General features: G+C 60.4%; 19 protein-coding genes. 6 read left to right on the top strand and 13 right to left on the bottom strand.

The window, feature by feature from the left end; translation table 11 throughout:
- Positions 1–50 precede the first annotated feature (50 nt).
- On the top strand, positions 51–1,664 hold the full coding sequence (locus CAF63_RS26775; protein ID WP_178081330.1) for an EAL domain-containing protein: 1,614 nt from the start codon (positions 51–53) through the stop codon (positions 1,662–1,664).
- Here the strand turns inward: CAF63_RS26775 and CAF63_RS26770 are convergent.
- Positions 1,661–3,451: a KinB sensor domain-containing domain gene (locus tag CAF63_RS26770; protein ID WP_085690414.1), complete on the bottom strand. Its 1,791-nt coding sequence runs from the start codon at positions 3,449–3,451 to the stop codon at positions 1,661–1,663. The two genes, CAF63_RS26775 and CAF63_RS26770, sit on opposite strands and share 4 nt — an antisense overlap.
- Before the next feature lie 10 nt (positions 3,452–3,461).
- Positions 3,462–4,808 (bottom strand): sigma-54-dependent response regulator transcription factor AlgB, encoded by a 1,347-nt coding sequence (gene algB / locus CAF63_RS26765; protein WP_025112294.1) that lies wholly within the window; start codon positions 4,806–4,808, stop codon positions 3,462–3,464.
- A gap of 427 nt (positions 4,809–5,235) precedes the next feature.
- Here algB and CAF63_RS26760 point away from each other — a divergent pair, with 427 nt between their 5' ends.
- The 5 genes from CAF63_RS26760 to CAF63_RS26735 all read left to right on the top strand — a co-directional run bounded on the left by CAF63_RS26760 (position 5,236) and on the right by CAF63_RS26735 (position 9,665).
- Entirely contained in the window at positions 5,236–5,520 is a 285-nt protein-coding gene (locus tag CAF63_RS26760) for a hypothetical protein (RefSeq protein WP_085690413.1), read from the top strand.
- A gap of 67 nt (positions 5,521–5,587) precedes the next feature.
- Entirely contained in the window at positions 5,588–5,752 is a 165-nt protein-coding gene (locus CAF63_RS26755) for a DUF1328 domain-containing protein (protein ID WP_003177151.1), read from the top strand.
- 2 nt (positions 5,753–5,754) lie between these two features.
- Entirely contained in the window at positions 5,755–6,219 is a 465-nt protein-coding gene (locus CAF63_RS26750; protein WP_085690412.1) for an inhibitor of vertebrate lysozyme family protein, read from the top strand.
- A gap of 697 nt (positions 6,220–6,916) precedes the next feature.
- The gene (gltP, locus tag CAF63_RS26740; protein ID WP_085690411.1) at positions 6,917–8,248 is read left to right on the top strand and encodes a glutamate/aspartate:proton symporter GltP; all 1,332 of its coding nucleotides are present in this window, start codon (positions 6,917–6,919) and stop codon (positions 8,246–8,248) included.
- Positions 8,249–8,435: 187 nt separating this feature from the next.
- Positions 8,436–9,665: a nucleoside recognition domain-containing protein gene (locus CAF63_RS26735; RefSeq protein ID WP_085690410.1), complete on the top strand. Its 1,230-nt coding sequence runs from the start codon at positions 8,436–8,438 to the stop codon at positions 9,663–9,665.
- A gap of 114 nt (positions 9,666–9,779) precedes the next feature.
- Here the strand turns inward: CAF63_RS26735 and CAF63_RS26730 are convergent, their stop codons facing one another.
- From CAF63_RS26730 to CAF63_RS26680, 11 genes are all read right to left on the bottom strand, one after another.
- Entirely contained in the window at positions 9,780–10,403 is a 624-nt protein-coding gene (locus CAF63_RS26730) for an ABC-type transport auxiliary lipoprotein family protein (protein WP_085690409.1), read from the bottom strand.
- Positions 10,400–11,338 (bottom strand): MlaD family protein, encoded by a 939-nt coding sequence (locus tag CAF63_RS26725; RefSeq protein ID WP_085690408.1) that lies wholly within the window; start codon positions 11,336–11,338, stop codon positions 10,400–10,402. Before CAF63_RS26725 ends, CAF63_RS26730 begins: the two co-directional genes overlap by 4 nt.
- A gap of 1 nt (position 11,339) precedes the next feature.
- Entirely contained in the window at positions 11,340–12,143 is an 804-nt protein-coding gene (locus CAF63_RS26720; protein ID WP_039764888.1) for an ABC transporter ATP-binding protein, read from the bottom strand.
- On the bottom strand, positions 12,140–13,288 hold the full coding sequence (locus tag CAF63_RS26715) for an ABC transporter permease (protein ID WP_085690407.1): 1,149 nt from the start codon (positions 13,286–13,288) through the stop codon (positions 12,140–12,142). The genes CAF63_RS26720 and CAF63_RS26715 overlap by 4 nt, the downstream gene beginning before the upstream one ends.
- Before the next feature lie 54 nt (positions 13,289–13,342).
- A complete protein-coding gene (locus CAF63_RS26710) occupies positions 13,343–14,371 on the bottom strand; it encodes a DUF5924 family protein (RefSeq protein ID WP_085690406.1) in 1,029 nt (342 codons plus the stop codon).
- A gap of 75 nt (positions 14,372–14,446) precedes the next feature.
- Positions 14,447–15,838 carry a pitrilysin family protein gene (locus CAF63_RS26705; RefSeq protein ID WP_085690405.1) on the bottom strand — a complete coding sequence of 464 codons (1,392 nt, stop codon included), beginning with the start codon at positions 15,836–15,838 and terminating at the stop codon, positions 14,447–14,449.
- Between the two features lie 169 nt (positions 15,839–16,007).
- On the bottom strand, positions 16,008–17,666 hold the full coding sequence (locus CAF63_RS26700) for a Na/Pi cotransporter family protein (protein WP_085690404.1): 1,659 nt from the start codon (positions 17,664–17,666) through the stop codon (positions 16,008–16,010).
- 206 nt (positions 17,667–17,872) lie between these two features.
- Positions 17,873–18,469, bottom strand: a complete 597-nt coding sequence (locus tag CAF63_RS26695; RefSeq protein WP_256574552.1) for a hypothetical protein — start codon at positions 18,467–18,469, stop codon at positions 17,873–17,875.
- Positions 18,470–18,510: 41 nt separating this feature from the next.
- Positions 18,511–19,164 (bottom strand): hypothetical protein, encoded by a 654-nt coding sequence (locus tag CAF63_RS26690; RefSeq protein ID WP_256574551.1) that lies wholly within the window; start codon positions 19,162–19,164, stop codon positions 18,511–18,513.
- Entirely contained in the window at positions 19,161–20,321 is a 1,161-nt protein-coding gene (locus CAF63_RS26685) for a DUF2515 family protein (RefSeq protein WP_085690403.1), read from the bottom strand. The genes CAF63_RS26690 and CAF63_RS26685 overlap by 4 nt, the downstream gene beginning before the upstream one ends.
- A gap of 17 nt (positions 20,322–20,338) precedes the next feature.
- Positions 20,339–20,836, bottom strand: a complete 498-nt coding sequence (locus tag CAF63_RS26680) for a PAAR domain-containing protein (protein WP_085690402.1) — start codon at positions 20,834–20,836, stop codon at positions 20,339–20,341.
- Between the last annotated feature and the right edge of the window lie 210 nt (positions 20,837–21,046).

The following is a 21,046-nucleotide window of genomic DNA, read 5'->3' as shown; positions in this document are numbered from 1 at the left end:
AAATCGCAATCAGCAGCTATAACTCATTGGTAATTCTTCGGATATCCATGATGGTTGCTACCCGAGAGACGCTGCGTAGCTGGTTTTATCGCCCCTGGTTTCTGGCGATGATCGCGGCTGTCCTCAGTGCGAGCCTGCTGATCGCTGGCGGCCTGTACGTCGCCATGCGCCAGGTCGAACAGAGCGAGAGCCAGGAAATGAACGCTCAGGGCGAGCGTTTTCTCGCACGCCTTGAGCAACTGTTCGGCCAACTGCGCGAAAGCCTCGACGATCTGGAAGCCCAGCCTTTGCGCAGCTGCGACGACGAGATGATCGCCACATTGCAGCAAGTGACTTTCAACTATCGATTTGTCTACGAAGCCGCCTACAGGGATGCGACACGAGTCTGCTCCAACCGTCCGCGCCAGGAAGGTCTGTCGGTGGCCCGCCCTCCGGACATCAAAGGCCCGACTTACAGTTACTGGCTGAATACCACCACCGAACCTGATGAAAATCGCGCGGCATTGATGCTCGGTCGCGGCAACTTCCGCGTGGCCACCTCACGCGGACATTTGACCGACATGGTCGATCTGTCGCCCGGCAGCAGCCTGTTGGTGGTGCTGGATCATGGCAGCCGGGCGATTCCGGTACTCGGCGTTCCACAAGCCTGGCCACCTGCCGACCCTTGGCCACCGAAAAGTACGGATGCGTTGCAGGTTACCCAATCGCACCTGATCTACCGCATGCCCACCGACAACCCGGAATACCAGTTGGTGCTGATCAGCCCACGCACGGGCATGCACATTCCGCAGCTCTGGTGGTGGATGGTGCCCTTCTGTCTGGTGCTCGGTGCGGTGGTGGGCGTTCTGGTGTTCTGGATCGTACGCCAGCGCCAGTCGCTGGACGCCGAGTTGCACGGCGCGATCCGCCGGGGTGAATTGCAGGTGCTTTATCAGCCGATTTTCGATCTCGACAGCCGCAACTGCGTCGGCGCCGAAGCGCTGCTGCGCTGGCGCCGACCGGACGGCACGCTGACCAGTCCCGACCTGTTCATCCCGATGGCCGAAAACACCGGGCAGATTCGCCAGATGACCGACTTCGTCCTGCAACGTTTGCTCGAGCAATTGGGCCAGTTACTGCGAGCCAATCCGCAGCTGTACATCTCGGTGAACCTGGCCGCCTGCGACGTGATGGTGCCGCGCATCGGCCAGGTCATGGAGCGGCTGTTGACTCTGCATCGGGTGGCGGCGCGCCAGATAGCGTTCGAAGTGACCGAGCGCGGGCTGATCGACGTCGTGGTGGCCCGGGAAAACCTGCAAGCGCTGCGTGATGTCGGTCATCAGGTGCTGATCGACGATTTCGGCACCGGCTATTGCAGCCTGGCGTACCTGCAAACCTTGCCGGTGGATTGCCTGAAGATCGACAAGGCATTCATCGATGCCCTCGGCCATGACGCCGCCAGCAGCGGTGTCGCGCCGCACATCATTCACATGGCCCAGGCGCTGGATCTTAAAGTGATCGCCGAAGGCATTGAATATGAATCCCAGGCCGAACTGCTGAGCAGCGAAGGGGTAAAGTTCGGACAGGGCTGGCTTTTCGCCCACGCCTTGAGCGCGGTGCAGTTCATCGAGCTGATCACCCGTGGTCGGCGACTCGCCGGCCGCCGAATCGACGACGAGGCCTAGACCGCCAGCGCCATGTAGAACTGCGTGCCCTGCCCCGGCCGCGAGTAAACGCCCATCCTCCCGCCGTGCAGCTGGACGATTTCCTTGCACAGCGCCAGTCCTAGCCCGGCCCCGCCCTTTTTCCTGCCGACCTGGACGAAGGGTTCGAAGATCCGCCCTTGCTGACCGTAGGCAATCCCTTCGCCGTTGTCTTCGACGCTGATGATCACGCGCTCGCCATGGCGACGGGCCTGCAAGCGAATCAGCCCGTCGCGCGCCGTGTGGCGCAAGGCGTTGTCGATCAGGTTGTCGAGGACTCGATCGAGCTGCGCCTGATCCGCCTGCAAGCGTGGCAGCGGGCCTTGCGCTTCGACCTGCAGGGTAACGCCCTTCTGCGCCGCTGAATCGGCGAAACGCAAACGCGCCTGTTCCAGCAGATCCTCGATGGAACACGGTGCCAGCGTGAGCTTCTGCAAACCGCTCTGATAACGCGAGAAATTCAGCAGATCGTTGATCAGCTGCATCAAGCGCTGCATTTCTTCGTTAACCGTGTCGAGCAGGTCGGATTCGCGCGACTCTTGAGGAAATTTCGCCCGCTCGCGGAACAGACCGAACGCCATGTGCATGCCCGTGACCGGTGTTCGCAATTCGTGGGACGCTCGCAGCACGAACTCGCTGCGCACCCGTTCGAAGGCGCGCTGCTCGGTGACGTCATGCAAAACCATCACGGCGCCGAGAATATGCCCCTGGGTATGACTGACCGGCGTCAGGCTGTAGGTCAGCAGACGCGATTCGCCATCGACCTCGATGCTCAAATCATCCGGCGCCCGTTCAAGGGTGCCACCGCGCAGTACCAGTTGCAGTTGTGCATCCAGCTCAGGACGCTGAAGCGCTGTGCCCAGGCCCTCGCCGAAACGGTCGCTGTCCCAGCCAAGTTGTCGCTGGGCCACCGGGTTCAGGTGTTCCAGACGACCCTGACGGTCGATCATCAGCAAGCCGTCATCGATGCTGTCGAGTACCGCTTGCAAACGCTGCTGGCCAGCCAGCAGTTCGTCGACGTTGGTCGCCTGATGCTCGCGTAGGGCTTCGGCCATCAGCCCGAAACGGCGGGTCAACAGGTTGATCTCCATCGCCGAGGACACCGGCAGCGTCACTTCGAAGTTGCCCTGGCCGATATTGTCTGCAGCTTTAGCCAGCGCCTCGATCGGCGCACCAAAACGCCGGGCAATGCCCTGGGCGGTGATGAAGCCGATGATCAATACCGCCAGCCCCACCAGTCCGAGCAGTCCGGAAATCAGCAGCGCGCGGTCGCGGGCGGCGTGCTGCACCGAATTGATGTTGTCCAGCGCGTGCTTGTGCTCGGAGATCAGACCGTTGCGCAGAATGTTGAAACGTTCGCGCAAGTCGCCGCCGCCACTCAAAGCGGCGCCCGGATCGCGGGACACGTCAAACGCCTCGAGGAAGCTCAGGTAGTCGGCCTTGGCCTGACTGAACCCGTACTGGCGGTCGTCGTCTTTCTGTTCCTGGGCGATGCCTTCGTCGAGCAGTTGGAAGTAATGCTGTTTGGACGCTTCAAATGCCACGGGGTCGGGCTTTTCCGCAAGCATCATGATCAATTGATCCCCGAGGGTCTGGCGCAGTTTGAGCCCCAGATCGAGGGTGACGAAGTTGTTGCGGATCAGCGCCTCCTGAGTGCCGGCCATCTGCATCACGCTGACCAGCCCGAGCATCAGCCCGAGCAAGGCCACGGTGATCAGCGCGGAAATGCTCAGGAACAAGCGGGTCCGCAGCTTCATCGCCAGTTTCATCGGCGGATGCTCACAGGTTGTACTGCTTGCGCTTGCGATACAGGGTCGAGGCGTCGATCCCCAGGGTCTTGGCCGCTTGGTCGAGGGTGCCGGCGGTCGCCAGTACTGCGCCGATATGGGCTTTCTCCAACTCATCAAGGCTCAGTGCAGCGCCAACCCGTGGCGCGTTGTTGGCCGGTTGTTCAGCCATGCCGAGGTGGCTGATTTCCACGCGCTCCTGCGGGCAGATGATGCTCGCCCGCTCGACCACGTTGCGCAGCTCACGGATGTTGCCGGGCCAGCGATAACCCAGCAGCGCTTCCCGGGCCTCGTCGCTGAAACCCCGCGCCGGGCGGGCATATTCCTTCACAAAACGAGCGAGGAAACGGTCTGCCAGGGTCAGGATGTCTTCGGCCCGCTCGCGCAGCGGCGGCAGATGCAGAGTGATGACGTTCAGGCGATAGAGCAGGTCTTCACGGAAACGTCCGTCGCGCACCATGTCTTCGAGATTGAGGTTGGTGGCGGCGAGAATGCGCACATCGGCGCGGCGGGTGACCGGATCCCCTACCCGCTCGTACTCCTTGTCCTGGATGAAACGCAGCAACTTGGGTTGCAATGTCAGGGGAAAATCGCCGATCTCGTCGAGAAACAGCGTGCCGCCATCGGCTTGGTTGACTCGGCCCAGCGTGCTTTCGCTGGCCCCGGTAAACGCGCCGCGACTGTGACCGAACAGCTCGCTTTCCATCAGTTCGGCAGTCAGCGACGGGCAATTGATGGTGACGCAGGACTTCTTCTCGCGCTTGCTCCAGCCGTGAATGGCTCGGGCCAGTTCACCTTTACCGGTGCCGGACTCACCGAGGATCAGGATGTTGGCGTCGGTGCTCGCCACTTGCCGCGCCGTTTCCAGTACGACTTTCATCGCCGGGCTGTGGGAATCGAGACCGTCCTTGGGTTTGCGGATCTCCCCTTCGAGGGCTTCCAGACGCGCCGATAGCTGGCGCACTTCAAGCTGCTTGGCAGTCGCCAGGCGCAGTTGATCCGGGCTGCACGGCTTGACCAGATAATCGGCGGCGCCGGCCTGAATGGCATCGACCGCCGTGTCGACGGCCGAATGAGCGGTGACGATCACCACCCGCATCCACGGCGCCTGAATGCGCATCTGCGCCAGTACATCAAGGCCGTTGTCTTCGCCCAGACGCAAATCGAGGAAGCACAGGTCGAACACCTGACGTTGCAGCAGCGCGTCAGCCTGGGCCGCGCTGTTGGCAGTGGCGACGGTATAACCTTCGTCTTCGAGGCAATAACGGAAGGTTCGCAGGATGGCGGATTCATCGTCCACCAGCAGAATGCGGCCTTGGTGCTCAGTGGCTGATTCCATTTTTCCTACGCTCCATAAGTGAATGTCTTGGGTTAGTCCCGGAAAAATCGGGCAAGTTGCATGGTTGATTCTGATCGATTCCGGTCATAGCAGGGTAGCTCTCTCCTGCCCTCACGGCTAATCCGCTGATTTTGTTGATTTTTTAAACATCGCACAGTTTCAGGACGGTTTCCTGCCTCCTTTTCTGACATCCGCACCCTGCTCTCAATTCAAAAAGAATGATTTCTCCTACGAAATAATCGTGCATTACGCACGACGCCGCGAGGGTCATCGTGCAGGATGCGTCGTCAGCAACTTTCACTGCATCTATAACCGTCTGATTTTATTAGATTTTTTAAAACAAAAAAGCTGGCATGCGGGCTGCAATACATCACTCAGCCCGGGCAGAAATGCACTGCCCCCACCGAACAAGAGTGAGGAACCCAGGATGACTCGCCCACGTGCCGCCCAAATGCGTATTTCGCCACTGCATCTGCAGCAGGCCCTGTTTGGCGCACTTGCGCTGCTGATCACTCTGATCGCCTGCCAGCAATACCTGCGCTGGGAGCAGAGTCAGCAACCTGAGCCCCTGATTTCCATGCAACACGCGACGCAGACGCACTTCAGCGCCGTCAGCAGCAGCCAGGCCGACAACGGCGCGATGCGCATGATGGACGTCGACCAGCCACAGCCACTGGGCGAAATGCCCCGTGAAGAACGCTGGGTTTTCTGATCAACGAATTTGGGCGCCCCTGCGCCGAGACCGGCAACACCCCTAAATAGAAGCAAGGAGAATCACCATGTTGAGCTGGGCAATCACATTCCTGATCATTGCCATCATCGCTGCAGTACTGGGCTTCGGTGGTATCGCGGGCACCGCCACGGGTATCGCCAAGATTCTCTTTGTCGTGTTCCTGGTGATGTTCATTGCTTCCTTCTTCTTTGGCCGTCGCGGTCGAGGTTGAACATGAAGGGTTTAAAGACACTGGCAGCCGCCCTGCTTCTGGGCGGTAGTGCCATGGCGATGGCGGCCAATGACGGCCAGGCGCGGGTCAACGAGCTGTTGAATTCCGACCCGCAATACAGGGAAACCTGGGAAGGCGTGGTGAAGAAGGAAGAACGCCTGCCGGAATGGGTGATGAACCTCTCCGGCGCGCCGGACCAACAGATGAACGCCGTCACCGAAGATGGCGATCAGTATCTGGTGGGGCCGCTCTGCGAATCGCAGGACAAATGCCTCAACCACCGCCTGATCGTCGCCTTCAGTTTCGACAAGAAAGATGCCTACGCCATGCTGGTCGATGTGCCCGAAGGACTGCCGGCCGACAAGTCGCCAACGCGACATGCCACCTACCGCTTCCTCGGCAAGCCCGACCAGGGCATGCAGGATCTGTTGATGGAAACGCTGAAGAAAGATCCGAACTGGTATTGAACATGAGGGCAGCCGAGAGGCTGTCCTCTATTGCACCCGCCCGAGGAAGGCCGGTGCATGACCAGGGGGCCGGGACGTTCTGACTGTTGCAGGGTCGGAGTGACCTACGGGTACAGGGAGTGCCTGCGATGAGGGCCGGGTCAGGGTAAAAGCTGCGACGCAAGTTCGCCAACCGGAGCGGTTCGACGGACTTGCGCTGGGCTTTCAACGTGACAAAACGTTGATCCAGAGCGTTCTGCTCGTCTTTTTTATCGCTCACACTGCGTGCGAAAGCATTTCGCGGTGTTTCGTCGCGACCGTATATCGAGAAAGAGTCGATCGAGTAAGTCGGACTTTTAGTTTCCGAACGTAGGCTTTTTCCTAAATTTTTCGTCGAAATCACTCGTTCAAAAAATAACCAACCTACGCTGTAATGGCCGGTTCACGGCACTTATGCCTGCCGAAATGTCGTATTCGAACCGGTTGGGACGCCAGTTTCATAAAAAAAAGCTCATGCCGATTCGGCATAGGGTAGGCGTTTACGGCATTAGACGGCGCAACCTTGCATCGGAATAGTTGCGCCTTTTTTCGCCTGCCGGAGAGCCGTAAACACGCGCTTCGGGGCACCTTATACGGAGGCAGATGCACAGACTTTTCCGCTAAAGAGCGTTCCAGTTCCTGCATGTGCCTGAGTCAAACGCAAGTAAGGGTAAAGATAATGAAGAAGGCAAAGCTTAGCCTCGCCTGGCAGATCCTCATCGGTCTGGTGTTGGGGATTGCAATCGGTGCGTTGCTCAACCATTTCAGTGCCGAGAAGGCCTGGTGGATCAGCAACGTCCTGCAACCGGCAGGCGATATCTTTATCCGTCTGATCAAGATGATCGTGATCCCGATCGTCATCTCTTCCCTGATCGTCGGCATCGCCGGCGTGGGCGACGCCAAGAAGCTCGGGCGTATCGGCCTGAAGACCATCATCTACTTCGAAATCGTCACCACCATCGCCATCGTTGTCGGCCTGCTGCTGGCCAACCTGTTCCATCCGGGTGCCGGCATCGACATGAGCACCCTGGGCACTGTGGACATCTCCAAGTACCAGGCGACCGCCGCTGAAGTGCAGCATGAACACGCGTTCATCGAGACCATCCTCAACCTGATTCCGTCGAACATCTTCGCGGCCATGGCTCGCGGCGAAATGCTGCCGATCATCTTCTTCTCCGTGCTGTTCGGTCTCGGTCTGTCGAGCTTGCAGTCGGATCTGCGCGAACCGCTGGTGAAGATGTTCCAGGGCGTCTCGGAAAGCATGTTCAAAGTCACTCACATGATCATGAACTACGCGCCAATTGGTGTGTTCGCCCTGATCGCGGTGACCGTGGCCAACTTCGGTTTCGCCTCGCTGCTGCCGCTGGCCAAGCTGGTGATCCTGGTTTACGTCGCCATCGCCTTCTTCGCCTTCGTGATTCTGGGCCTGATCGCCAAGATGTTCGGTTTCTCGGTGATCAAGCTGATGCGCATCTTCAAGGATGAGTTGGTCCTGGCTTACTCCACCGCCTCCTCGGAAACCGTGCTGCCACGCGTGATCGAGAAGATGGAAGCTTACGGCGCACCGAAAGCCATCTGCAGCTTCGTAGTCCCGACCGGCTACTCGTTCAACCTCGACGGTTCGACCCTGTACCAGTCCATCGCGGCGATCTTCATTGCCCAGCTGTACGGCATCGACCTGTCGATCAGCCAGCAACTGCTGCTGGTCCTGACCCTGATGGTTACTTCCAAAGGCATCGCCGGCGTACCGGGCGTGTCCTTCGTGGTGCTGCTGGCCACCCTGGGCAGCGTCGGCATTCCGCTGGAAGGCCTGGCGTTCATCGCCGGTGTCGACCGTGTGATGGACATGGCGCGTACCGCCCTGAACGTGATCGGCAACGCCCTCGCCGTACTGGTCATCGCCCGTTGGGAAGGCATGTACGACGACGCCAAGGGCCAGCGCTACTGGAACTCGCTGCCGCACTGGCGCAGCAAGGAAAAACTGCCGGCCGGTGAAATCTCGAAACAGTAATGCAAAATCTTGCTCGCGAAGGCGGGGGGTCCGGAAGAGAGTTGTTGAATGTGCCGGCCGCTTCGCGAGCAAGCTCGCTCCCACAATGATTAATGCAAGCCATACGAACAAACCCCGGAGAAATCCGGGGTTTGTCGTTTCTGGCGACCCCGCTATCATTCGCCGCATCTTCCGGGGGATTTGACTGATGCTTAATGGCCTGTGGCTTGGCTTCTTCATCGTGGCAGCCGTTTCGGCGCTGGGGCAATGGCTGATCGGCGGCAACGCCGGGATCTTCGCGGCGATGGTGGAAAGCATTTTTGCCATGGCCAAGCTGTCGGTCGAAGTCATGGTGCTGCTGTTCGGCACACTGACCCTGTGGCTGGGCTTTCTGCGCATCGCCGAGAAAGCCGGGATCGTCGAATGGCTGGCCAAAGCGCTGGGCCCGCTGTTTCTGCGGCTGATGCCGGAAGTGCCGCCGGGCCACCCGGCAATCGGGCTGATCACCCTGAACTTCGCCGCCAACGGTCTGGGCCTGGACAACGCCGCCACACCGATCGGCCTTAAAGCGATGAAGGCGCTGCAAGAGCTCAACCCCAGCTCGACCATCGCCAGCAACGCGCAGATCCTGTTCCTGGTGCTCAACGCCTCGTCCCTGACTCTGCTGCCGGTGACGATCTTCATGTATCGCGCCCAGCAAGGCGCGCCGGACCCGACATTGGTGTTCCTGCCGATCCTGCTGGCCACCAGTTGCTCGACCATCGTCGGCTTCCTGTCGGTGGCGTTCATGCAGCGCCTGCGGGTCTGGGATCCGGTGGTGCTGGCCTACCTGATTCCCGGCGCGCTGATCCTCGGCGGCTTCATGGCGTTGCTGGCGACGATGTCGGCCACGGCGCTGGCGGGGCTGTCGTCAATCCTTGGCAACCTGACGCTGTTCGGCCTGATCATGCTGTTCCTGGTGATCGGTGCGTTGCGCAAGGTGAAGGTCTACGAGGCATTCGTCGAAGGTGCGAAGGAAGGTTTCGACGTTGCCAAGAACCTGCTGCCGTATCTGGTGGCGATGCTCTGCGCGATCGGCGTATTGCGCGCATCGGGCGCGCTGGATTTCGGCCTCGACGGCATCCGCCATCTGGTGGAGTGGGCAGGGTGGGACACACGCTTCGTCGATGCGCTGCCGACTGCGATGGTCAAACCGTTCTCCGGCAGCGCCGCCCGGGCGATGCTGATCGAAACGATGAAGACCTCCGGCGTCGACAGTTTCCCGGCGCTGGTGGCCGCGACGATCCAGGGCAGCACCGAAACCACGTTCTATGTGCTGGCGGTGTACTTCGGCGCGGTGGGCATCCAGCGGGCACGGCATGCCGTGGGATGCGCGCTGCTGGCCGAGCTGGCGGGCGTGCTCGGCGCTATCGGCGTCTGCTACTGGTTCTTCGGCTGATAGAAAAGCCTGTGGGAGCGGGCTTGCCCGCGAAGAGGGCCGCACATCCAGAACTTCTGGTGACTGACACACCGCCATCGCGGGCAAGCCCGCTCCCACAGGGGCTACGGTGAATCAGGGTTTTGCGGGGCCGAATTTCTGGCCTTGTTCCACCGCCCACGCCACCACCTTCGCGGTGAGGCGATCACTGGCCTGACCGAATCCGGCCACCACCGCCGGCACCTTCACATCATTGAGCGGCTGACGCTCTTCGAAGCGGCGACTGGCGAGAATCCGCTGGTCGTATCCGCGCACCAGCAACGCATCGACACGCACCACCACGCTGGCCTGTGTGCCCTGATATTCGGTTTGAAACGCCTGCAAGCTACCGCCCAGTTCAAGATCCGCCTGGAAGTTGCTGTCGTCGGTGCTCAACAGCGATATACGTCCGTCACGCTGGAATCCATCCAGCAACCGATTACGCACCAGCACCGGCGCCGGATCGCTCCAGCGCGAGGCCTTGTAGCTGCTGATCACGTCACCCTGAGGAATCACCGCGATGCTCGGCCGGTTCAGCGCTTCGCTGGCCTGCAGTTTGTTCAGACGCAGCGACCAGTGCTGAGCCGCCGTCGAACCGGCCGAGGCGGGCGCCTGTGCGGCTGGCAAACGGTAGACGTCCAGCGGCTCGGACTTGGGCAAGATCGAGCACGCGCTGATCAACGTGAAGCCGGCGAGGAGGGCGAGGCGAGTCAGCTTCATGGCGTGAACTCCTTGTTCTTGTCACTGCCCAGCAGGTAACCGCTGGGGTTGGCCTCCAGGCGTTGGGAAATGGCACGCAGCGAGTTCAGGGTTTCCCGCAGTTCGCGGATCGCCGGGGCCAGGCCGTTGAGGCCCTGCATGCCGCTGTCGAGGGAATTCTGATTCTTGCTGAGCAGGCCGTTGATGGTGACGCTGCTTTGCTCCAGGGATTTCATCGCCTGTTCGGCACTGCCGAGCGCCTGTTTGCCCTGATCGTTGAGCAGGCCGTTGGCGTTGCGCATCAGCGCGGACGTCTGTTCGAGCATGTTGCCGGCCTGTTTACCCACTGTCGCCAGTTGCTGCATGGCCTGGCGCAGGTCGCCGCGCTGATCGTTGATCGAGCCGGTGGTCTGCTCCAGATGCTCGAGGGTCTTGCTCACGCGTTCGATGTTGTCGGCAGAGAACATCTGATTGGCATTACTGAGCAACGTCGTGACCCCGCTCATCAAATCGTTGCTGTCGCTGAGCAACCGCGAGATGGGCGAGGGCGATGCAACGATGGTCGGCAGGTTGCCTTCATGGCCCTTGAGTTTCGGGCTCTCTGGCGTGCCTCCGCTGAGCTGGATGATCGAGGTGCCGGTGATCCCGGCCAGGGCCAGTTTGGCTTCGGTGTCTTCCTTGACCGGCGTGTCGCCGGCCAGACGAATCCGTGCCAGCACTCGCCGCGGGTCCTGCGGGTCGAGGCGCAGGCTGACCACATCGCCGACCTTGATCCCGCTGTACTGCACCGGGCTGCCGCGGGACAAGCCGCTGACCGCTTCGTTGAAAACGATTTCGTAGTCCTTGAACTCGGTGTCGACGCTGGACTTGGCCAGCCACAGACCGAAGAGCAGGGCGCCTGCCACCACAATCACCGTGAACAGGCCGATCAATACATGATGGGCTCGGGTTTCCATGTCAGACCTCGTTGAGCTGTTTGGCGGCGTCCAGCGCCGAGCGGCCGCGAGGGCCGTGGAAGTATTCGTGAATCCAGGCGTCATCGGTTTCCGAGACCACGTCGATGGGACCGGCCACCAGCACCTTCTTTTGCGCCAGTACCGCGACGCGGTCGGTGATGGTGTAGAGCGTGTCGAGGTCGTGGGTCACCAGAAACACGCTCAGGCCCAGCGCATCGCGCAGGGTCAGGATCAACTGGTCAAACTGCGCCGCGCCGATCGGATCGAGGCCAGCGGTGGGTTCGTCGAGAAACAGAATGTCCGGGTCCAGCGCCAGCGCCCGGGCCAGTGCCGCGCGCTTGATCATCCCGCCGGACAGCGAGGCGGGGTACTTGTCCGCCGCCGACAGTGGCAGCCCGGCCAGCGCCAGCTTCACCGCCGCCAGATGCTCGGCGTCGTCGCGGCTGAGCCCTGCGTGTTCAATGAGGGGCAGGGCGACGTTCTCGGTCACGGTCAGCGACGAAAACAGCGCGCCTTTCTGGAACAGGACACCGAAGCGCCGCTCGATCAGCGAACGCTCATGCTCCGGCAAGCTCGGCAGGTTCTGGCCGAACACCTTGACCATGCCTTCGCTGGGCTGGCGCAAGCCGACGATGCTGCGCAGCAGCACCGACTTGCCGCTGCCGGAGCCGCCGACAACGGCCAGGATCTCGCCTTTGTACAAGTCGAGATCGAGGTTCTCGTGCACGCTCTGGCTGCCGAAGCGATTGCACAGGCCACGGACTTCGATCACCGCCTCGGAGGGCGCGCGGGGTAGACGACTCACCAGCCCATCTCCATGAAAAACAGCGCGGCAACCGCATCGAGCACGATCACCACGAAAATCGATTGCACCACGCTTGAGGTGGTGTGGGCGCCGACCGATTCGGCGCTGCCGCTGACCTTGAAGCCTTCGAGACAGCCAATGGCGGCAATCAGGAACGCAAAGATCGGGGCTTTGACCAGGCCAACCAGGAAATGTTGAATCCCTATGTCGCTTTGCAGCAGCGACAGGAACATCGCCGGCGAGATATCCAGCGACACCGCGCAAACCACCGCGCCTCCGACGATCCCGCAGATCATCGCCAGAAAGGTCAGCATCGGCAGCGCCACCAGCAACGCCAGCACCCGCGGCACCACCAGCAATTCCATGGGATCGAGGCCGAGGGTGCGAATCGCGTCGATTTCCTCGTTGGCCTTCATCGAGCCGATCTGCGCGGTGAAGGCACTGGCGGTGCGGCCGGCCATCAGGATCGCCGTGAGCAAAACGCCGAACTCGCGCAGGAAGGCAAAGCCCACCAGATCTACGGTAAACACGCTGGCGCCGAAACTGGCCAGCACCGTTGCCCCGAGAAACGCCACAACCGCGCCCACCAGAAAGGTCAGCAGCGCCACAATGGGCGCCGCGTCGAGGCCGGTCTGTTCGATGTGCGCAATCATTGGCGTGATCCGCCAACGCTTGGGCCGGAACAGGCTGCGGGCGATGGTTTCGAGGATCAGGCCGACGAAGCCGAGCAGTTGCAGGGTGTCTTTCCACACCGTATCGACGGCCCGGCCAATGCGCGTCAGCAATTGCACGCTGACACTGATTTCCGGTTCCTTGATCGGCACGCAGAAATCGGTCAGCGAGCGATACACGGTTTGCAACAAGGCGCGGTCGGCGCTGGAAATCGTGCAGTCGGGGTGTTCGGCGGATTTGCCCAGCCGCTCGGAGCCGAGCAGTTCGACGAGCAGCGACGCGCCGGCGGTGTCGAGGGCGCCAAGGCCGTTGAGGTCGATGGGGGTATTGGCGTCGTACTGGCCGTGAAGCGTTTCGCTCAGTTGCTTGAGGTCGGCGTAATGGGCAAGCGTCCAGTCCCCGGTGACCCGCAGGCGGGCAGGGGTGATCGAGGTGTCCAGGCGGGCACTGCCGGTCGTTGGGCTGCTGGTCATAAGCTCCGTGCTTGTTCGGCTATATCGCAAACCTACGTAATAGCACGAACAGGATTACTTTTCTTTGGTCGGTGTGCTGTCCGTGACCTCGAAGCGCAGCACGCCAATCACCTGACCGTCCTCGGTCAACACCCGCACCTGCCACTTGCCCGCCGGGTTGCCGGGGAAGTTCTGCTTGTGGGTCCAGGCCCGGTAGCCTTCCTTGCGCCCGCCGTGAATGTCGAGGGCGATGCGGTCGACCTCTTTGCCGTTGAACTGCCACACGTGATAGATCCGTTCATCGAGCCCACGCGGCGCGTTGATCGCGGTGTAGGCATAGAGCCCGCCGCCACGGATCTGCTCGGCGCTGACTTCCTTGAGGCTGGCGCCCGGAACCCGGTCCTGCACCTGGGTGCTGATCGCCACGTCGGTCATCCACAGCGTTGCTGGTGGCACCCACGAACGCAGGACCCAGCCCACACCGCCGATACCGATGGTGATGCTGAGGATCGCCAAGGCATTGCGCACAGTGCGGATCGGGAAGATCGACGCCAGGCTCGGGAACGACAACACCACCGCAATCCCCAGCGCCCATTTGAAGCTTTGCGAAGTGGTCAGGTGCATGATCACTGGCAGCGCGGTGAGCAGGGCGGCGAACAGGGTCAGGGTGTGCAGCGCGAGGAACGCCCAGCGCCGTGGCGCCAGCCATTTGTAGTAGAGCGGGTCGACGATCGAAATCAGCGCCGCAATGCACAGCAGCCCGGTGAAAAACAGCTGGCCGCTGTTCCAGGTGGTGGTGATGAAAAAGAACGGCAGGACGAAAAACAGGCTTTCCTGATGGATCATCTGCGTCGCGTAACGCAGCAGCGGCTGGGGAATTTCCCGTTTGAAGATCCGCGTGAACAGCTTCGTCAGGCTGTTTTCCAGCATCAGCCAGATCCAGCTCAGCAGCATGATCGTGGTGATCCAGCTCGCCAGCCCCTGTTGCCGGTCGACCAGAATGAAGCTGCCGACCCCGGAGATGAAACCGCCGAGCGCAATAACCCCGGGGTAGCGCTTCATCAATTCGAGAATGCGCTGGATCAGGAGGGTCAATTTAGACATTTGGGCGGTTCACGACAGTCGAGGAAAAAACCCCGACAGAGTACCGCCCGCCGGGCCGCGTGGCGAGGCTGCCGGTCAATCCGGATGCACGGACTTGCGCCGATGCAGGCGCCAGCCGAGCAGAATCAGCACCAGCACGCCCAATCCGCCCGCCAGCAGCCACAACACCTGATCGTCGCTGAGCAGCGGTTTCTCGATCCGCAGATAACCCGGTTGCAGCAGCAACTCGCGCATGGCCTTGTTCGCCGCCTCCAGCGTCACGCCTTGCAGCTCCCGCGCAGGATCGGCAAAGCGCCCGTCCTCGTAGTCGCCCAGGGCGCTCCAGTAATAGTCGGCCAGGGCGCTGGTGCCTTGCACCGCCCAAGCCTGATGGGCGATGGCGGCCTGTTTGAGGCGGTTGAAGGTGTCGGCGTCGAGGCCGTTTTTCAGCAGGTCGGCCTTGAGCTCTTCCAGCACTTGTTCGGCTTCGGCAATGTCAGCGCGATCCAGATCGGCGTTCAGGCTCATGAAGCCGACACCGCCAAACACTTCGCGCTCAGCCCACGGCCCGTAGGACAAACCGTGGTTCAGGCGCAATTGGCGGTACAGCGCCCACTCCAGGTATTCCTTGAGCAGATCGAAGGTTTCGTCGTACTGATCGTCCAGCACCGGCTCCGGCACCAGCCAGTGCAGCTTGGCGCTGTTGCCGATGAAGCCGCGAGTGATCGTGCGTTCATGAGCGGCGCTGGCGCGGATGTCCGGCAACGGACGGTGTTCGCTCGGGTCGACCGCTTCCAGCGCGCCCCACGCCCGTTCCAGATAAGCCGGCAGCAGTTTGTCGAGGTCACCGACGACGATCAGGGTCATGTTGTTCGGCGCGTACCAGGCCTTGCGCACCTTCTCCAGTTGCTCGCGGGTCAGGTCATGGACCTCGGCCCGCTGTGGGCATTTCAGACCCAGTTCGACCGCCAGTTGATTGCTCGCGGTGTGGCCCAGATCCTGCCGATCGAGAAAGCGTTGCAGCCGGGTGTAATGACCGCCGTCCTCGCGCTCGACCACCCGTTTGGCAGCGTTGATCGCGTTGTCGTCGAAGCGGGTCTGGGTCAGCAGGTCCAGCAGCAGGTCGAGGACCTTGCGCTGGTTTTTCGCCGGGGCTTCGATGACGAAGGTGGTGTCGGCGTTGCTGGTGAAGGCGTTCCAGTCGCCGCCGAGGGCCTGCATGCGTTCTTCGAGGCCACCTTCGCCGGTAGCGTCGATGCCGCTGAACAGCAAGTGCTCGAGCAGGTGCGGCAGCTCCTTTTCATTGCAGTCGAAATCGTCCAGACCGACGCCGATCACCAGCCGGATCGCCACATGCCCACGCTCGGTGCCGGGCTTGAGCAGCAATTGCAAGCCGTTTGGCAGCGCATAGCCTTCGACCTGAAAACGATCCAGGGCGAAGGCGGGCAGGGAACCGAGCAACAGACAGGCGAACAACAGGCAACGCATAACGAGCTTCCATACGGCTGAATTGGAGATCCGTGTCGTCAGTCAGATCGCTTTCGCGAGCAAGCTCGCTCCCACAAAGGAATGCATTTCAAATGTGGGAGCGAGCTTGCTCGCGAAGGCGCCCTGGAGACTGAACTCTGAGTTACTGACTGACCACAACCCCAGACGTTCAAGGCGAATGCGTGATGTCCGCCATATCGTCCACCGCCAGCGCGCCGGTATCGGAAGTTTCCAGCACCACGTAGGCGCTGCTGCAGAACAGCGAGTTCAGGCGTTTCATGTCGGCAATCAACTCCAGGTGCAACGAACTGGTCTCGATACTCTGCACGATCTTACGTTGCAACCGGCTGACATGGGCGTGGGCCAGACGCCGTTCCTGTGCGCGAAAGCGACGTTTCTCACGCAGCAACTGGCGGGCGCTTTCCTTGTCGCCGCTGAGGAACACCGACAGCCCGAGCCGCAGGTTGGCGATCAATTGCTGGTGCAGGCCGGCCAGTTCTTCCAGTCCGTCTTCGGAAAACGACCGGCGTTGCGAAGTCTTCTGCTGCTGCACTTTGCGCAGCATGCGTTCGATCAGGTCGCTGGCCAGTTTGAGGTTGATCGCCAGCTCAATGATCTCCGCCCAGCGCCGACTGTCCTGCTCGCCGAGATCTTCGCGGGGCATCTGCGCCAGGTACAGCTTGATCGCGCTGTACAGCGCTTCGACGTCATCGGTCAGCTTGCGCATTTCCTGAGTGATGGCGGTCTGCTTGCCGCGCAGCACGTCGAGGGTCGCGTCGAGCATGTTGTCGATCAGGTCGCCCATGCGCAGGGTTTCCCGAGCGGCGTTGGCCAGCGCCAGACTCGGCGTGACCAACGCGGTGGGATCAAGGTGGCGGGGCTTGGCGGTGCCGTTGACCTCCGGCCGCTCCGGCAGCAGCCAGGCGCACAGCCGCGCCATCGGCCCGACGCTCGGCAGCAGGATCAGGCAACGCGCGGTGTTGTAGAGCAGGTGGAAGCCGATGACCATTTCCTGCGGACTGAAATCCAGGCTGTCGATCCAGTGCACCAGCGGGTCGAGCACCGGAATGATCAGCAGCAGCCCGATCAGTTTGTACAGCAGGCTGCCCAGCGCCACCTGCCGGCCGGCGGCGTTCTGCATGCTGGTGCTCATGAACGCCAGCACGCCGCTGCCGATGTTGGCGCCGATCACCAGCCCGATCGCCACCGGCAGGCTGATCACCGCAGCGCCGGCGAGGGTGGCGGTCAGCAGCACGGCCGCCAGGCTGGAGTAGGAAATCATCGCGAACAGCGCACCGACCAGGGCGTCGAGCAGGATATCGCCGGTCAGCGACGCAAAAATCACCTTCACCCCTTGGGCATGGGTGATCGGCGCAGCGGCCTCGACGATCAGTTGCAGCGCCAGAATGATCAGCCCAAGCCCAATGGACACGCGGCCCATCTGCCCGAGCCGCGTCTGTTTGCGCGACAGAAAGAAAATCACCCCGAGGAAAATCAGCAGCGGCGACAGCCACGACAGGTCGAAGGTCAGCACCCGCGCCATCAGCGCCGTACCGACATCGGCACCGAGCATGGTCGCCAGGGCCGGGGTCAACGCCATCAGGCCTTGACCGACAAAGGACGTCACGAGCATGGCGGTGGCGTTGCTGCTCTGCACCATCGCGGTGACAACGATGCCGGCGACGAAGGCCAGCCAGCGTTTGGACATGTTCTGGCCGATCACGTGGCGCAGATTGGTGCCGTACACCCGCAGGATGCCGGTTCGAACGATGTGCGTGCCCCAGATCAACAGGGCCACGGCAGAGAGCAGATTGAGCAGGGTGAGCATGCAGACCCCCTGTAATAGCAGCGCCCCAGAGGGGCAAGTTGACGGTACCGCGCAATTTCTACGTTCTGATACTTAAGCTGTAGTTGGCTAACGGTCTGGGCGCCAGCATTGCACAGCTAAAGCGGGGATTGAAACAAAAGTGTCATGAAAAGGGCTTCACCCGCGTCTTTGAATCCCGCTCTCACAGGGCTTGCAGCTTTGCTGGATCAGTCGCTGAAATGATCTTCGCCGAGACCCACATCGATCAAATACCTAGCTGTTTTTGGATCTCTCTCATCACATCGCACATAACACTTTATGTGCATGATCAGGCTATATCTGTGAGGAACTAGAAGAATCACCCCATCTAACTGATCAAACAGCTTGGCCTGCAGCTGCCGTTTCTCCTCGTCACTCGACACCTTTATCCAGTCGTTACCCTCGGCCAACTCGGGCGTCCAACCAGCGTTTCTGAACATGGATTGCAGATCGCCCAATAGTTTCGCTGTCTGGTCATAAGGTAGCGTCTCGATCATTGGAGACGTTGAGATGGTAATCACCCGTTCCTTCCGGTAACCAACAGCGCCGAAAACGGTCGCTGGTAGCGTAAATCCATGTACCGGATCATCGAACTTTAAAATAACCGGGCTGCTGATCCACGTTGAGTCAACTTCGGGAGGCTCGCTGGGATAGATGGCCGTTTTGCGTATCACAGGAAACGTCGAGTCCCTCACGACGCTTTCGTATGGCTTCCCGATATGAAGAGCTAAAAAATCCATTGGGTAATGAAAAGATGTAAGGCAAACAAAAAGTAAGACAAACACCACTATCCGCCAGCATGAGCCTCGACGATTGCAATAGCCCCTCATGCCCCGCTTCGATCCCGACCCACACTGATATCAATCAGGTATTTCGCGGCTTCGGGTTCTCCCTTGTCACAACGCGCGTAGCACTTGATTAACAGAAGCAGGCTGTATTGCCCCGGCACATATAGATCAATGCCAACGGCCTGATCAAAGAGCTTGGCCCGAAGCCGCTCGCGCTCATCGGCAGAGTCGACAATGAACCAGTCATTATTGTCCAAAGGCTCAACCTTCCACCCTCGGGACTTAAGGGTGTCCTGTACGGTGACCAGTCGATCTAAAGCTTGCGTGAATGGCAGGGTTTCCGACATCGGCGATGTGGTGAGCGTTGAGACCTTCTTGTTTGCATAAGTTATGGCGCCAAACACCGTCGGGGGAAGCTTGAACCCGTGAGCAGGGTCATCAAAGTCAATGACCGTCGGACTGCTGATCCACGTAGAACCAGGACGCGGAGGATCTTCCGGATCATCTGGGTCGCCTGGATAGATCGCCGTCTTGTCTTCGACAGGGAAACTTGAGTCTTTGACCACCAGTTCGTAAGGCTTTCCGATATGGACCGATAAAGTCCTGGTACTCCAACGCGAGTAAATCAGGCTTCCAACCACCAAAAGAGCCAAAAAGAACAGCATCAGCCAGCGCCGCTTCAGGAAAGTCACTGGCGCACTCCATTTCCACTTGCGATGTCAGTTATAGAGCTTTGCAACTGGCTTTTAGTGGTCGGATTTTTTAACAGCGCGTTGAATTGTGCTGCGGCACGAAGCACGAACTTCATCCTTTGATCCTTGTCCGCCAAATTTGCTAACGGATTGCTGCTGAAGGTGACGCTTCGGCTGTCCGGGGCTTTGCATTGGCTGGCCAGAGTGAGCTGAATCCCCTCCGGAACACCAGAAAGCAAACCCGTAACGACAGAAACTATGTCTGAAGCATGTGTGCCGCGGATAAGCGAGGCGAAATGCACGTCGTCATACATAGCAGGCTGCAGGATATTGATCTGTTCATGAGCGGCCATGGAGTTAACGCTATCAGCAATGTTTCCCGCATCGATTGCTTCGAACGTGTCAAAAATCTCTTTATGAGCAACGCCGAAGCGAACGGTCTTCCCGATAGGCCACATCACGTCTTTGGCGATGTCTGCTCGACTTCTCAAGCACTTTTCCATTTCCTTGTAGCCACGCACCATAAAAAAGCGGTGCAAGGGATACACGTCGAGAAATAGCGCGGTATTTCCCAATGCGAGCATCTCGTAAACATAATCAAGTTGCTGCTGAACCAACGATCTGGGGTTGTCTCCCAACGTAATATCGGTCGTCGGAACCGGGTTTTCTGATCTCGCCTTATCCAATTCAGATTGAACCTTTGGATCGGTACGGCTGAACTTGAGTCCAAAGCCTTCAAACAGAGTCTCCGAGGGTGCCTCACGCAACTTTCGATGAGCTTCTTTTTCTGCAGCGATGCCTTTTTGCAGCTTGGCAGCGTGCAAAAGCCCACACCCCACCTGCTTCGAAGCAAACGCCGCCAGCCCCGCCCACTGAAACCGGTTATCCGCCAGCCACAACTGCGCGTACGCCGCGTTGATCTTGCGGTTGCGCGCCTGTGGGTCGGCAATCAGTACACCGCCCGGGGCGACCCATTCTTCGGCTTCTTTCTGGAATCGGCGCCACAGGCAGTTGCAGGTCAGCAGCGGGACTTCGACGCGGGTTTTCGGGTTGGGGCCGGTCTTGGTGGTTTCGCGTTTGCAGGCAGGCAGCTCGCAGGTGCTGTCCCAGAGCTTTTTCATGTCCAGGTCGTCGGGGGCGATGCATTGTCCGGTCATTGCTTCTTCCTTGAGGCTCACACTGTCCAGCGCACGACCGCCAGATCTGGCTGGAGGGTCGCGACGCTCTGGGTCATGCCTTGTTCGTTGGTCTGGCCTTTGACGATGCGGCCTTCGGCGGTTTCGATTTCGTAGCCTTGTTCGGCGATGGGTTCACCATTGCCGGCGCTGACCGCTTTGAACTCGACCAGTGGCTTGCCAATGATCGGCAACGGCGGGATGAACGGCGCGGGTGTATGGCTGCTGCCAATGATGACGTCACCGGAACCGCCGACCACCACGCCGCCATGGCTGGCGGTGCTGTCGAGGGTCATGGCGTTCTTGCCGTTGATCAACACGGTCGCGGAGAAGGCGCCACTGAGGGCCTGCCCACAAGTGCATGTGTCACCCAGGCGAGCGGCGGCGAGGCCGTTGAAGAAGACGTCGGGCGAGCCACTGGCAATCGGGTTGGTGCCATGGCCGGGGAGCGGGCAGGTGGTCGGATCCGTGACGCGTGCAGCTGGCTTTCCGGACATGTGCATTCCTTGTCATTGTCAAAGCGAGGGGGGACGCTAACCAGCGCAGCCCGGTGCGTCAACCTTCACGGCTCCTGTGCGTTTCGGCCGGGCAGGAAAAAGGGGCCCGAACAGACTGTGTGAAAACACACTGACAGGCCTTAGACCAAACGCCCCGACTTATTCGGGGCGTTTGTTTTTGTGCTGAAAAAGGCTCTTCAGCCCATCAGT

Origin of the sequence: Pseudomonas sp. B20(2017) (assembly GCF_002113125.1) — a bacterium.
Taxonomy (GTDB): domain Bacteria; phylum Pseudomonadota; class Gammaproteobacteria; order Pseudomonadales; family Pseudomonadaceae; genus Aquipseudomonas.
The sequence above is the reverse complement of the archived record's forward strand: the minus strand, read 5'-3'. Positions and strand labels throughout refer to the sequence as shown.

Bases quoted from the DNA above. Each gene is read 5' to 3' on its own strand.
- CAF63_RS26755 (WP_003177151.1), top strand. From the start codon at position 5,588: ATGTTGAGCTGGGCAATCACATTCCTGATCATTGCCATCATCGCTGCA.
- CAF63_RS26725 (WP_085690408.1), bottom strand. From the start codon at position 11,338: ATGGAAACCCGAGCCCATCATGTATTGATCGGCCTGTTCACGGTGATT.
- CAF63_RS26700 (WP_085690404.1), bottom strand. From the start codon at position 17,666: ATGCTCACCCTGCTCAATCTGCTCTCTGCCGTGGCCCTGTTGATCTGG.
- CAF63_RS26680 (WP_085690402.1), bottom strand. From the start codon at position 20,836: ATGTCCGGAAAGCCAGCTGCACGCGTCACGGATCCGACCACCTGCCCG.
- CAF63_RS26735 (WP_085690410.1), top strand. From the start codon at position 8,436: ATGCTTAATGGCCTGTGGCTTGGCTTCTTCATCGTGGCAGCCGTTTCG.
- CAF63_RS26715 (WP_085690407.1), bottom strand. From the start codon at position 13,288: ATGACCAGCAGCCCAACGACCGGCAGTGCCCGCCTGGACACCTCGATC.
- CAF63_RS26760 (WP_085690413.1), top strand. From the start codon at position 5,236: ATGACTCGCCCACGTGCCGCCCAAATGCGTATTTCGCCACTGCATCTG.
- CAF63_RS26705 (WP_085690405.1), bottom strand. From the start codon at position 15,838: ATGCGTTGCCTGTTGTTCGCCTGTCTGTTGCTCGGTTCCCTGCCCGCC.
- gltP (WP_085690411.1), top strand. From the start codon at position 6,917: ATGAAGAAGGCAAAGCTTAGCCTCGCCTGGCAGATCCTCATCGGTCTG.
- CAF63_RS26775 (WP_178081330.1), top strand. From the start codon at position 51: ATGGTTGCTACCCGAGAGACGCTGCGTAGCTGGTTTTATCGCCCCTGG.
- CAF63_RS26730 (WP_085690409.1), bottom strand. From the start codon at position 10,403: ATGAAGCTGACTCGCCTCGCCCTCCTCGCCGGCTTCACGTTGATCAGC.
- CAF63_RS26710 (WP_085690406.1), bottom strand. From the start codon at position 14,371: ATGTCTAAATTGACCCTCCTGATCCAGCGCATTCTCGAATTGATGAAG.
- CAF63_RS26770 (WP_085690414.1), bottom strand. From the start codon at position 3,451: ATGAAACTGGCGATGAAGCTGCGGACCCGCTTGTTCCTGAGCATTTCC.
- CAF63_RS26750 (WP_085690412.1), top strand. From the start codon at position 5,755: ATGAAGGGTTTAAAGACACTGGCAGCCGCCCTGCTTCTGGGCGGTAGT.
- CAF63_RS26685 (WP_085690403.1), bottom strand. From the start codon at position 20,321: ATGACCGGACAATGCATCGCCCCCGACGACCTGGACATGAAAAAGCTC.
- algB (WP_025112294.1), bottom strand. From the start codon at position 4,808: ATGGAATCAGCCACTGAGCACCAAGGCCGCATTCTGCTGGTGGACGAT.